This window comes from Saccharibacillus sacchari DSM 19268 (assembly GCF_000585395.1).
Taxonomy (GTDB): Bacteria; Bacillota; Bacilli; order Paenibacillales; family Paenibacillaceae; genus Saccharibacillus; species Saccharibacillus sacchari.
This window is the reverse complement of the sequence record NZ_KK073875.1, coordinates 1,862,888-1,876,548: the sequence shown is the minus strand read 5'-3', so window position 1 is coordinate 1,876,548 and position 13,661 is coordinate 1,862,888. Positions and strand designations below refer to the sequence as shown.

At 50.1% G+C, this 13,661-nt stretch carries 9 protein-coding genes and 2 pseudogenes; 9 read left to right on the top strand and 2 right to left on the bottom strand.

Annotated elements, in window-relative coordinates; translation table 11 throughout:
- On the top strand, positions 1–2,840 hold a 2,840-nt coding region (locus SACSAC_RS08035; protein ID WP_245608604.1), incomplete at its 5' end, for a deaminase domain-containing protein.
- A gap of 13 nt (positions 2,841–2,853) precedes the next feature.
- Positions 2,854–3,210 carry an Imm3 family immunity protein gene (locus tag SACSAC_RS08030; protein WP_037285181.1) on the top strand — a complete coding sequence of 119 codons (357 nt, stop codon included), beginning with the start codon at positions 2,854–2,856 and terminating at the stop codon, positions 3,208–3,210.
- A 44-nt stretch (positions 3,211–3,254) separates the two neighbouring features.
- Here the strand turns inward: SACSAC_RS08030 and SACSAC_RS28755 are convergent.
- Positions 3,255–3,498 (bottom strand): annotated as a pseudogene (locus tag SACSAC_RS28755) (IS30 family transposase); the annotation flags it as partial.
- A 241-nt stretch (positions 3,499–3,739) separates the two neighbouring features.
- On the opposite strand from SACSAC_RS28755, the gene SACSAC_RS28615 reads away from it, so the two are divergent.
- A complete protein-coding gene (locus tag SACSAC_RS28615; protein ID WP_084777966.1) occupies positions 3,740–6,451 on the top strand; it encodes a polymorphic toxin-type HINT domain-containing protein in 2,712 nt (903 codons plus the stop codon).
- Positions 6,444–7,013, top strand: coding sequence for a suppressor of fused domain protein (locus tag SACSAC_RS08015; protein ID WP_037285180.1), 570 nt, complete (start codon positions 6,444–6,446; stop codon positions 7,011–7,013). Before SACSAC_RS28615 ends, SACSAC_RS08015 begins: the two co-directional genes overlap by 8 nt.
- Before the next feature lie 47 nt (positions 7,014–7,060).
- On the opposite strand, the pseudogene SACSAC_RS28750 reads toward SACSAC_RS08015, so the two are convergent.
- A pseudogene (locus SACSAC_RS28750) lies at positions 7,061–7,241 on the bottom strand (IS30 family transposase); the annotation flags it as partial.
- 103 nt (positions 7,242–7,344) lie between these two features.
- Here SACSAC_RS28750 and SACSAC_RS27945 point away from each other — a divergent pair.
- The 5 genes from SACSAC_RS27945 to SACSAC_RS28605 all read left to right on the top strand — a co-directional run.
- Positions 7,345–12,168, top strand: coding sequence for a polymorphic toxin-type HINT domain-containing protein (locus SACSAC_RS27945; RefSeq protein WP_156950970.1), 4,824 nt, complete (start codon positions 7,345–7,347; stop codon positions 12,166–12,168).
- 2 nt (positions 12,169–12,170) lie between these two features.
- The gene (locus SACSAC_RS08005) at positions 12,171–12,644 is read left to right on the top strand and encodes a hypothetical protein (RefSeq protein ID WP_051506964.1); all 474 of its coding nucleotides are present in this window, start codon (positions 12,171–12,173) and stop codon (positions 12,642–12,644) included.
- Between the two features lie 233 nt (positions 12,645–12,877).
- Positions 12,878–13,093, top strand: a complete 216-nt coding sequence (locus tag SACSAC_RS08000) for a pre-toxin TG domain-containing protein (protein ID WP_156950969.1) — start codon at positions 12,878–12,880, stop codon at positions 13,091–13,093.
- 114 nt (positions 13,094–13,207) lie between these two features.
- Complete coding sequence (locus SACSAC_RS28610; protein ID WP_281175765.1) at positions 13,208–13,444, top strand: polymorphic toxin-type HINT domain-containing protein; 237 nt, start codon at positions 13,208–13,210, stop codon at positions 13,442–13,444.
- 47 nt (positions 13,445–13,491) lie between these two features.
- A partial coding sequence (locus SACSAC_RS28605; RefSeq protein ID WP_281175794.1) for a polymorphic toxin-type HINT domain-containing protein occupies positions 13,492–13,661 on the top strand: 170 nt, incomplete at its 3' end.

Below are 13,661 nucleotides of genomic sequence, written 5' to 3'. Positions count from 1 at the left end.
ACACGTACGATAACAACGCGCAGTTGACCAGCGTAACGGATGCACTCGGCGGCACAAGCACGATTCAATACGACGCGGAAGGCCGCATGACGAGCGTGACCGACGCGTTGAATCGCCAAACGACGTTCGCGTACGACGAAACCGGCAATCTGCTGAGCGAAACCAACGCGCTGGGCGCAAGTATCCGCTACACGTACGATGCACTCGGACGTCCGACCGAAGCTTACGACGCGTTGAACAACAAGGTGTACACCGTGGACTACGATGCGGCAGGCAATCCGGTTAAAATGACGGATGCGCTGGGCAACACGTATACCAGCACGTACAACCAGTTGAATCAATTGACGCAATCGGTCGATCCGCTCGGCCGTACGACCGACTACGGCTACGACAAACGCAGCCTGCTCACGAACGTGACGGATGCCATGCAAGGTCAGACGTCGCAAACGGCGGACGCGTTTGGCCAGATCACGCAGATGTCGGATGCCAACGGCAACCCGGCGCAGTATCAATACGATCTGCTGGGACGCCTGACGAATGAGACCGACGCGACCGGCAGCAGCCGCACGTACACGTACAACAATCTGGGCCTGCTCAGTCAGGACACGGATAAAAACGGTCGCAGCACGACGTACGCCTATGATGCCGTAGGCAACATTAGCCAGTTTACGGACGAAGCCGGAAGCGTATCGTATCAATACGACGCCAACGGGAATATCTTGTCCGTGACCGGAAGCGACGGCAAAGTCCTGACGCGTACGTTCGATGCGCTGGATCGCGTCGAGACGTACACGGACGGCGACGGCAATAGAATCGGCTACGCGTATGACGCGGCCGGACAATTGACGACGCTGACGTATCCGGACGGCAAAAAGGTTCAGTACACGTACGATGCGATCGGCAATCTGTCCACCGTGACGGATTGGAACGGCCGCGTCACCAGCTACGACTATGACGCCAATGGCCGTCTGATCTCCACGAATCGTGCGAACGGTACGAGAGAAACACGCTTGTACGATGCGGCTGGACAGTTGACGAGCGTTGCGGAGTTGAACACCGACGGCAGCGTGCGCACCGAAACGACGTATGCGTATGATGCCGTAGGAAACATCGTGCAGGAAAACAGCGGCGAGTTTGCAGGGCTGCTGGATGATGTGATTTATGATGAGAACGGACCGGGTCTGTCTCCGGCTCCGGGAAGTGTTGGGGTTCCGAGCAGCTTAAACGGAGTTCCGACATCAGCGGATGGAACGACGGTTCAAGAAGAGGTATACGGCGATTCTGCGAATGCTACAGACCTGTCTTCTCCTTCTGAGTTTTCAATTTCGACAGTGGGCACGCCAAACGCGACCGAGTCCACGCATCTGACTGATCCAACCGGATCGACCGTTACGCAGGACGTCTACGGACTGTACGGCGATCTGAACATGACGTACACGACCGATAACCGTCTGGCAACCGTCGACGGCCAAGCCGTCACGTACGATGCGGAAGGCAATATGCTGAACGGTCCGCTCGGCGGCACGATGAAGGATTACCAGTACGATGCACGTAATCGCCTGACCCAAGCGGGCGGCGTGAGCTATGGATACGACAACGAAAACAACCGTAACTCCATCACGGTAAACGGCGTGACGACGAAGCAGATCATCAACCCGCACGCTGTGATGTCGCAAGTCCTGATGGAAACCGACGCAGCCGGAACCCCGCAAGCGTGGTACGTGTACGGCCTGGGTCTGATCGGACGCGAAGACGCGGCAGGCAGCTACCAGACGTATCACTACGATCTGCGTGGCAGCACGACGGCGCTGACCAACGAGCAAGGGCAAGTAACGGATACGTACAGCTATGACACGTACGGCGAGCAGCTGAGCCACGAAGGTGCAGCGACCCAGCCGTTCCAGTACAATGGACGCGATGGCGTGCAGACGGATACCAACGGTCTGTACCAGATGCGTGCCCGCTACTACAACCCGGAGATCAAGCGGTTTGTGAACCGGGATGTGTTGAGCGGAAGTATCGGCAATGGCTTGACGATGAACCGGTATGCGTATGTCAATGGCAATCCGGTGTCGTTTATCGATCCGTTCGGACTTAGTGCGGATGGAGCGACGTGGTGGCAAACAGGGTTGAGCTTCGTCGCAGATGCGACGCCGTTTGTCGGCACGATCAAAGGGATTCAGGAAGTATTCAGCGGTGTGGATCTGATTACTGGACAACAGATGTCGGTGACGGATCGCGTTGCGACTGGAGTCGGAACGGCGGCGAGCCTGATTCCTTTTGGTAAGTTTATTGGCAAGTATGTGGCTGAGGAAGGTATCGAAGGTGGAGCTTGGTTAGCTAGGAAGATAGATTCTAATATTTTTGCAAAAGGAAGTAAAAGCCTTAATTATGCTCAAAAAGTCGAATCGTACCATGCTAGAGCAAATGCTATTCGTGCTGTTTTGCCAAATAAATATAAAAACTATGGAAATGTTGCATTGGCTGATGTAAATATCCCTGGCCTTGGAACAGAATTCAAAGCTCATAGTAGAATTCACAAAGGTAATGATGGTGGGTTCTCAATTGTAACAGGTGAGGGGAAATTTTCTGCAAAATCGGTAAACCAAAAGGGAGAAGTAAATGGGGAAGGGGCCTTTCCTAGAGACAATGATACGGAACGTAAAATATTAGAGGATATCGCCTATCAACTAGGAGGAAATACCCAAGTCAGTGGAACAATTGATTTATTTACTGAACTCCCTGCTTGCAGAAGTTGTTCAGATATTATTCTGGAATTTAGAAAAATTTACCCTGATATCAGATTAAATGTTTACTCAGGAGAGTTTAAGAATAATTGAGGTGCAGATAAAAATGTTAAGTGACTACAAGGAACTTCAACAGTTCATTATGGAGGATTTTCACGAGTTTTTACAAGATGGATTGTCTTTGTCACAAACAACAGAAAAGTTATTAGTTGAATATTATCGCGGTATTACCAATGATCCAATTGAAAAGTTAGTTATTTATTTAAAGATTGCTCTTCTGTCTCTTGATAAGAATTACTTGAGAAAAGATTTAAAAAATGAACTGAATAATATGATTAGCAATTTAGAATTAATGTCGTTGAATAAGCAATTAAATGGAGGTGTTGTCGAAAAAGTTATGAAGGATATAGAGGATTATAAGATACGCTCAAAAAATAGCAGTAGCGACTTAAATTCGCTATAAAAAAATTAACAAAAGACGGATTTTCAATCCAAGTGCAACACTTTCTATTGAAATGATTCGTGTGTGGACTTCCAGCTTAAACATCTGCGTGGCAGATTGTTGATGAGATGGAGGACATAATGAAGATAAGCATCAGACACTTGGGCAAAATCATGGCCTTTCGGGAAGAATTCTCGAAAGGCCATTCCTATTTTCGTTAGAACCTTGTCACCAAGAAGAATACGGATCGGTCAAGTAAACGTCCACATCATGAACTTGCTTCAGCAGGGCATGGTGAGCAAACTCTTCGCTGCCATTTACCGCTCACATCTATTATTCCGCTGGAAAGAAACGACCAAGCCTAGATAAACGATCGTACCTCCGACTTCGGGCACGCCAATCCGATCGATACGTCGACGGCGCGCAGATCATCACGAACGCGATGCTTGCCTCATACGGTAGCGTCGAAATTCCTTTCAAAGCTAACTATTACTCCTTGCTGTAAGGCCAGACTTCGCAAACAGCGGACGCGTTTGGTCAGATCAAGCAAATGACAGATGCCAACGGCAACCCGGCACAGTATAAATACGATCTGCTTGGACACCTGACGAACGAAAGCGACGCGACCGGCAGCAGCCGGACGTACACGTACAACAACGTCGGTCTCCTCAGCCAGGATACGGACAAAAACGGCCGCAGCACAACGTACGCGTACGATGCCGCAGGCAACATCAGCCAGTTTACGGACGAAGCCGGAAGCGTATCGTATCAATACGATGCCAACGGGAATATCCTGTCCGTGACCGGAAGCGACGGCAACGTGCTCACGCGTACGTTCGATGCGCTGGATCGTGTCGAGACGTACACGGACGGCGACGGCAACACGATCGGCTACGCGTATGACGCGGCCGGACAATTGACGACGCTGACGTATCCGGACGGCAAAAAGGTGCAGTACACGTACAACGCGATCGGCAATCTGTCCACGGTGACGGATTGGAACGGCCGCGTCACCAGCTACGACTATGACGCCAATGGCCGTCTGATCTCCACGAATCGTGCGAACGGAACGAGAGAAACACGCTTGTACGATGCGGCTGGACAGTTGACGAGCGTTGCGGAGTTGAACACCGACGGCAACGTGCGTAGCGAAACGATGTATGCGTATGATGCCGTAGGGAATATCGTGCAGGAAAACAGCGGTGAGTTTGCAGGGCTGCTGGATGATGCGGTTTATGACGAAAACGGACCGGGTCTGTCTCCGGCACCGGGAAGTGTGGAAGTTCCGAATGGCTTGAATGGAGCGCCGACATCGACGGATGGAACGACGGTTCAAGAAGAGGTGTACGGTGATTCTGCGGATCTGTCGTCCCCTTCGGAACTTTCGATCTCGGCAGCGGACAATACGGTAAGTGTTGCTGAATCCATCGATCCGACTGTGACGCAAGACGTCTACGGATTGTATGGCGATCTGAACATGACGTACACGACCGATAACCGCTTGGCAACCGTCGACGGCCAAGCTGTGACGTACGATGCAGAAGGCAATATGCTGAACGGTCCGCTCGGCGGCACCATGCAGGATTACCAGTACGATGCACGTAATCGCCTGACACAAGCGGGCGGCGTGAGCTACGGATACGACAACGAGAACAACCGCAACTCGATCACGGTAAACGGCGTCACGACGAAACAAATCATTAACCCGCACGCCGTGATGTCGCAAGTGCTGATGGAAACCGACGTAGCCGGAACGCCGCAAGCGTGGTACGTCTACGGCCTGGGTCTGATCGGACGCGAAGACGCTGCTGGCAGCTACCAGACGTATCACTACGATCTGCGCGGCAGCACCGTCGCTCTGACCGACGAGCAAGGGCAAGTGACCGATACGTACACGTATGACACATACGGCGAACGCTTGAGCCACGAAGGTGCAAGCACGCAGCCGTTCCAGTACAATGGACGCGACGGGGTGCAGACGGATACGAACGGTTTGTACCAGATGCGTGCCCGCTACTACAATCCGGAGATTAAGCGGTTTGTGAACCGGGATGTGCTGAGCGGAAGCATTGGCAACGGTCTGACGATGAACCGTTATGCTTACGTTAACGGCAATCCGGTATCGTTCATTGATCCATTTGGACTCAGTGCGGATGGAGCGACGTGGTGGCAGACGGGGATCAGCTTCGGTGTAGACGCCCTGCCGTTTGTTGGCACGTTGAAAGGGATTCAGGAAGTGTTTACCGGTGTGGATCTGATTACAGGTCAACAGTTATCGGTAACCGACCGCGTCGCAAACGGAGTCGGAACGGTAGCGAGTGTGATCCCGTTCGGCAAGCACGTCGGGAAATACTTGGCGAAGGAAACCATTGACGGTGGAGCCTGGTTGTTTGGGAAGATAAATAAAGAAAGCAAAGCTTCCCGACTACTGGACGGCTGTAACTGCTTTACTGCTGGGACGCAGGTAAAAACTGATCAAGGCGACAAAAACATTGAAGATATCCAAGTCGGCGATCAGGTGCTGTCCAAAGACGACGTGACGGGAGAAGAAGGCTACAAGACGGTCACAGCGACCTTTAATCACATCGCGGACGAAATCTACACGATCCATGTGGGCGGCCAAGAGATCGAATCGACGTACAACCATCCGTTCTGGGTTGAAGGGAAAGGCTGGACGTACGTCAAAGATCTGAAGGTCGGGGACGAGTTAACGCAGGCAGACGGAACAAAGCTTGAGATTGAGCAGATCGAACTGGAGCAGCGTAACGCCCGCGTGTATAACATGACGGTGGATGAGTTCCATACGTACTTCGTGAGTGACCTGGGGATCTGGGTGCATAATACGAATAATGAGAATTGTGATATTAGTAGTTTGATTCAGGAACCGAATAAAGATATTGTTGAAAGTTTATACAAGAGAAGCAGCTTTAGGAAAGGATCACGCACTAAGGCAGAAAGTGAAGCTCCTAAAAATGAAGTAGGAAAAATGATTTGTCCTACTTGTGGAAAAGGTATACCTGATAGTATTACTGTCAACACTAAAAACGGTCCAGTGAAAAGAATTGGATATGACCTAGATCATTATCCAGATATTTGGGCGGAGAGGATTTCGATCATGAAATCTGGCGAATTACCGCCTACAAGAAAAGAAGTGTTGGATGAATATAATGCAAGATTAAGAGTTCAATGCCATGAATGTAATATAAGTCATAAGTATGAAGGAGTAGAAGGAACTTACAAAGGGGTGAATGATGATGACTAATTATGGTGAACTCTACTATGATCAATACAGCAAGTTTTTAGGTGAGCCATTTGATAGAGAAATTTTTGAGAATAATAAATGCATGCCTAACATCCAAGTTCTGAAATACAAAAATGTATTTGAGGAGTGTTATGTTTATAACACTCTTGGACTCAGTAAATACGATGATGTAACAGGAAGCAATCTAGAGGTCTCTATGGTAGTTGACGAAGGGTTTGATAGTGTAGCATACATTTTGGCAAACACACTGTATTACTGTCTAGCTAACCAGATGCAAATGGGACGAGGAATTGCAATTAGTGGCATTAAAAATATTGATCAGGAATTCGCCCAACTCTACAACAAAGATGCTATTTACTTCACAAATCCATTTGCGTTTCCAGAAGAATATAGTACAGTTTTAACTGATAATCATGAAAAAAATGGAAGGATACTTCTGGCTATTTTTATTACAATATCAGAGTATGAATATTTTTCGAAGCACGGAGCAGATCTGTTTGAAGAATTACTTGAATCAAAAGATGTAGATCCATTCCATATTCGTAGAGATTCTGTACTCTGATGTTTTAGGACATGTAAACTTCAATACTCTCTGTTAATGACGGATTGTCAATCCAAGTGCAATAGTTCCTCTCGAAAAGATGCATTTTTGGACTTCCGGCCTAAGCATTTACATGGCCAATTGTTGATGAGATGGAGGACATACTGAAGCTAAGCGTCAGACACTTGGGCAAAATAATGGCCTTTCGGGAAGAATTCTCGAAAGGCCATTCGTGTTTTCGTTAGAGCCTTATTACCAACAAAAATATGGACCGATCAAGTAAACGTCATAAATCTGCTTGAGCACGGCGTTTTAGGCAAACTCTTTTCCCGTACTTTATCGTTTACACTTGTTGTTCCGCTGGGCAGAAACGACCGAACCGACGGCGCCGCCGACTTCGGGAACACCAGTCGCTTCGCTCAGCCCGTCGGATTACGACGAGCAGACCTTCTACGCCGATCCGATCGACACGTCGACGGGCGCGCAGATCATCACGAACACGATGCTTACCGCATACGGCAGCGTCGAGATTCCTTTCCAAGCCCAGTATTATTCCTTGCTGCAAGGCGACGGGGACTTAGGCAAAGGCTGGAGCCATAACTACGAGATCAGCCTGAAGGAACTTGCAGAAGAGAATGCGGTTCGCGTTCACTGGAGCGCATTCCGTTACAATACGTTCAATCGCAATGCGGACGGCACGTACACGTCGACCGATAAAGCGGCGCGCGACGACCGACTGCAAAAAAATGCCGACGGCAGCTATACGCTCAGCCGGGAAGAAGGCACGACGTATCAATTCACCGCCGCAGGCGCCTTGCAAGCGATGAACACTTCAGGCGGCATCGAGCTGACCCTGCAATACGGCACGGACGGCAAACTGTCTTCCGTGACCGAACCGACAACGGGTGCGAAACTGCTGTTTGCGTACAACGCTGCGGGTCTGGTAGCTTCCGTCAGCGATCAGGCGGATCGCACGGCGAGCTTCGCCTACGATGCAGCCGGACGCCTGATCACGCTCACCGATCCTGCGGGGCAAAAAACGGAATACACGTACAACGAGGACGACCGGATCGTAACAGGTGCTTTGGCTGGCAAAGAACGTTTCGCCAACACCTATGACGCCGAAGGCCGAGTGACGAAGCAAACCGACGGTTTGGCGGGCAACTCCACTTCCTTTGGGTACAGCGAAGCCGAAGGTCTGTTCACGACAACGATTACCGACCGCAACGGCCATGTGCAAAAACGCATCCATGACGCCAACCACCAGTTGGTCGAAGTCCAAGATGCGTTGGCAGGCCAAACGACGTACACGTATGACGAAAAAGGCAACCGGACCAGTATCACCAACGCGCTGGGCCAAACGACCACATTCGAGCACGACGCCAAAGGCAATGTGACGAAAGCGACCGATCCGTCTGGCGAATCGATCACCATGACCTACGATGCTCGCGGCGATCTGCTGACCGCGACTGGACCGGACGGCAGCCGCATCACGAACACGTACGATGAGAAGGGAAGACTGCTCAGTACGACCGATACCGAAGGGAATACCGTCTCGTACACGTACAACGAACAAGGACAACTCCTGTCGGCAACCGATCCGCAAGGCGGAACGACGAAGTATGCGTACGAAAACAACCGATTGACCACCGTTACCCAGTCTACGGGCGAAGTGGATAGTATCGGTTACGACGCAGCCGGACGAATGACCAGTCAGACCGACGCCGACGGCAACACGTCGAAGATCGTGTACAGCGACGGGGATCAACTGACGGCGGTCATCAATGCGCTGGGGCATCAGACCAGCTACGCGTATGACGACCAGAGCAATCTGACGAGCGTAACGGACGCGATGGGCAACGTGACGCGTTACACGTACGATAACAACGCGCAGTTGACCAGCGTAACGGATGCACTCGGCGGCACAAGCACGATTCAATATGACGCGGAAGGCCGCATGACGAGCGTGACCGACGCGTTGAATCGCCAAACGACATTCGCGTACGACGAAGCGGGCAACCTGCTGAGCGAAACCAACGCGATGGGCGCAAGCATCCGCTACACGTACGATGCACTGGGACGTCCGACCGAAGCTTACGACGCGTTGAACAACAAAGTGTACACCGTGGACTACGATGCGGCAGGCAATCCGGTCAAAATGACCGATGCGCTGGGCAACACGTATACGAGCACGTACAACCAGTTGAATCAATTGACGCAATCGGTCGATCCGCTCGGCCGTACAACTAGCTACGGCTATGACAAACGCAGCCTGCTGACGAACGTGACGGATGCCATGCAAGGCCAGACGTCGCAAACGGCGGACGCCTTCGGCCAGATCACGCAGATGTCGGATGCCAACGGCAACCCGGCGCAGTATCAATACGATCTGCTGGGACGCCTGACGAACGAGACCGACGCGACCGGCAGCAGCCGGACGTACACGTACAACAACGTCGGCCTGCTCAGTCAAGATACGGACAAAAACGGCCGCAGCACGACGTATGCTTACGATGCCGTAGGCAACATCAGCCAGTTTACGGACGAAGCCGGAAGCGTATCGTATCAATACGACGCCAACGGGAATATCTTGTCCGTGACCGGAAGCGACGGCAAAGTCCTGACGCGTACGTTCGATGCGCTGGATCGCGTCGAGACGTACACGGACGGCGACGGCAATAGAATCGGCTACGCGTATGACGCCGCCGGACAATTGACGACGCTGACGTACCCGGACGGCAAAAAGGTGCAGTACACGTACAACGCGATTGGCAATCTGTCCACCGTGACGGATTGGAACGGCCGCGTCACAAGCTACGATTACGACGCCAACGGCCGCCTGATCTCCACGAATCGCGCGAACGGAACGAGAGAAACCCGTTTGTACGACGCGGCCGGTCAGTTGACGAGCGTCGCGGAGTTGAACACCGACGGCAGCGTGCGCACCGAAACGACGTATGCGTATGATGCCGTAGGGAACATCGTGCAGGAAAACAGCGGCGAGTTTGCAGGGCTGCTGGATGATGTGATTTATGATGAGAACGGACCGGGGCTGTCTCCGGCACCGGGAAGTGTCGGGGTTACGAACGGCTTGAACGGAGCGCCGACACCGACGGATGGAATGACGGTTCAAGAAGAGGTGTACGGCGATTCTGCGGATCTGACTGATCCAAGCGATTCAACCGTCACACAAGATGTTTACGGACTGTACGGCGATCTGAACATGACGTACACAACGGACAACCGCCTGGCAACCGTCGACGGCCAAGCTGTGACGTACGATGCAGAAGGCAATATGCTGAATGGTCCGCTCGGCGGCACGATGCAAGATTACCAGTATGATGCCCGCAACCGTCTAACACAAGCGGGTGGCGTAAGCTACAGCTATGACAACGAGAACAACCGCAACTCGATTACGGTAAACGGTGTAACGACGAAACAAATCATTAACCCGCACGCCGTGATGTCGCAAGTCCTGATGGAAACCGACGCCGCCGGAACGCCGCAAGCGTGGTACGTGTACGGCCTGGGTCTGATTGGACGCGAAGACGCGGCAGGCAGCTACCAGACGTATCACTACGATCTGCGTGGCAGCACGACGGCGCTGACCAACGAGCAAGGGCAAGTAACGGATACGTACAGCTATGACACGTACGGCGAGCAGCTGAGCCACGAAGGTGCAGCGACCCAGCCGTTCCAGTACAATGGACGCGACGGGGTGCAGACGGATACGAACGGTTTGTACCAGATGCGTGCCCGTTATTACAATCCGGAGATTAAGCGGTTTGTGAACCGGGACGTGTTGAGCGGAAGCATTGGAAACGGATTGACGATGAACCGGTATGCGTATGTGAACGGCAATCCGGTATCGTTTATCGATCCGTTCGGACTCAGTGCGGATGGAGCGACGTGGTGGCAAACAGGGTTGAGTTTCGGTGTTGACGCTCTGCCGTTTGTCGGCACGTTGAAAGGGATTCAAGAAGTGTTTACCGGCGTGGATCTGATTACAGGTCAACAGTTATCGGTAACCGACCGCGTCGTGAACGGAGTCGGAACGGTGGCGAGTGCGATCCCGTTCGGCAAACACGTCGGAAAATATCTGGCGAAGGAAACCATTGACGGTGGAGCCTGGTTGCTGGGGAAGGTAAACAAAGAAAGCAAAGCTTCCCGACTGTTGAACGGCTGTAACTGCTTTACAGCCGGAACTCAGGTGAAAACCGATCAAGGCGACAAGAATATCGAAGATATCCAAATCGGCGATCAGGTGCTGTCCAAAGACGACGTGACCGGAGAAGAAGGCTATAAGACGGTCACGGCGACTTTCGATCACATGGCGGACGAAATCTACACGATCCATGTGGGCGGCCAAGAGATCGAATCGACGTATAACCATCCGTTCTGGGTTGAAGGAAAAGGCTGGACGTACGTCAAAGATCTGCAGGTCGGAGACGAGCTGACGCAAGCAGATGGAACCAAGCTTGAGATTGAGCAAATCGAGCTGGAGCAGCGTAGCGCCCGCGTGTACAACATGACGGTGGATGAGTTCCATACGTACTTCGTGAGCGACCTGGGGATCTGGGTGCATAATACGAATAATGAGAATTGTGATATTAGTGCTATAGCTAAGGGATTTGGGAAAGGTTCAGGCAAAAAAATAATTTCTCAAAGTGGCGAATTTATAGATTCCCAGCTAGAAGCCGATTATCAGAAGTATATTGTACGTAAAAGTAAAGAAGGTAAGCCTGCAAGGGATCGATTAGATTGGAAGCAGGAAAGAGAATATTGGTTAAATGATTCGCCAATGGCAAGAGGGAACGCTTTCAATAGTAAGGCTGAAGAAGAACTCTGGTACCCATTTAACGAAGTTCATCTCGCTAATGGGAAACGTGTAGATTCCTATGATCCAATTGCACAGGAAATCGTCTCAAGAAAAGCAACTAATCTGGAATCCATTGATTTATCTACGTTTGAAGGATATTTGAAAGAATTGAGAAGTAAATATCCTGCAGGTACTACTATTCGGTCAAACAAATATCCTGAAATTGATGGACAATCTCTTGTTGGAAAACAAATACTCGAAATACCAAGCTCCAATAAGACTTTCGATAAAATTCAGGAGTACACTGACTTAGCAAAAAATAAGTATAATGTCGAAATTCGATTCAGGGAGGAATGAAAGTGGAGCTAAAGCCAGAAGTAAAAAAATCTTTAGAGAAAATTGACTTTATCAGTAGATATAAAAAACTTTATATGAAGTATTCTTTTAGTTCTGCTGAGAGATTCAAATCATACGATAATAGCTTAGTCATGGATTTATTTGGTGAATTAGGCTATAAAGTATCTTTTAATAAAAAAGAAAATTTTTTTAAATTTATTGAACAAAAACATTCTTATAAATTTCAAGTCAACATTTCCTTGAAAGCTGGACACACTGAAATTATTTGGGCTTTATGGAGAAATGAAGCGCTACAAATAGGTATCCCTTGGATCTTATTAAAAACATTGATGGGTGACAGTGATCAAAATATCAAATATCCCATTTTTCGTAACTACGAAGACTTAAAAATGATATTGAAAGAATCATTTTTAATGTATGAAGATTTCAAAGAAGAGATACTATTAATTTACGAGCACCAAGTAAGTGATTCATAATTTCATTTTGGAAAGTGTTGAACTTGAATAACGCTCTTTAAATATTTGAGTTTTGTGCGAATTTGATATTCTTATACTCTTATATTGTTGTACTAAGTGGGTTGGTTGTGGTTACGTATTACCATAATCAACCCATTTTTATACTTTCGTACCTTATAATCTTTATGGATCTTCTTGACACACATAACGCAGTCGGGAAGTTCACTATCAAGTAGTTCGTAAACCGGGACGTATTGAGCGGTAGCATTGGCAACGGATTGACGATGAACCGGTATGCGTATGTCAACGGCAATCCGGTATCGTTCATTGATCCGTTCGGACTCAGTGCGGATGGAGCGACGTGGTGGCAGACGGGGATCAGCTTCGGTGTAGACGCCCTGCCGTTTGTTGGCACGTTGAAAGGGATTCAGGAAGTGTTTACCGGTGTGGATCTGATTACGGGTCAATAGTTATCGGTAACGGATCACGTCGCGAACGGAGTCGGAACGGTCGCGAGTGTGATTCCGTTTGGTAAGCATATCGGGAAGTACCTGACGAAGGAAAGTATCGACGGTGGGGCCTGGTTGATCGGGAAGTTAAACAAAGAAAGCAAAGCTTCCCGACTACTGGACGGCTGTAACTGCTTTACTGCTGGGACGCAGGTAAAAACTGATCAAGGCGACAAAAACATTGAAGATATCCAAGTCGGCGATCAGGTGCTGTCCAAAGACGACGTGACCGGAGAAGAAGGCTACAAGACCGTTACGGCGACCTTCAATCACATCGCGGACGAAATCTACACGATCCATGTGGGGGGCTAAGAGATCGAATCGACGTATAACCATCCGTTCTGGGTCGAAGGAAAAGGATGGACGTACGTCAAAGATCTAAGGTCGGAGACAAGCTGACGCAAGCGGATGGCACAAAGCTTGAGATCGAGCAGATCGAGCTGGAGCAGCGTAGCGCCCGCGTGTACAACATGACGGTGGATGAGTTCCATACGTACTTCGTGAGCGACCTGGGGATCTGGGTGCATAA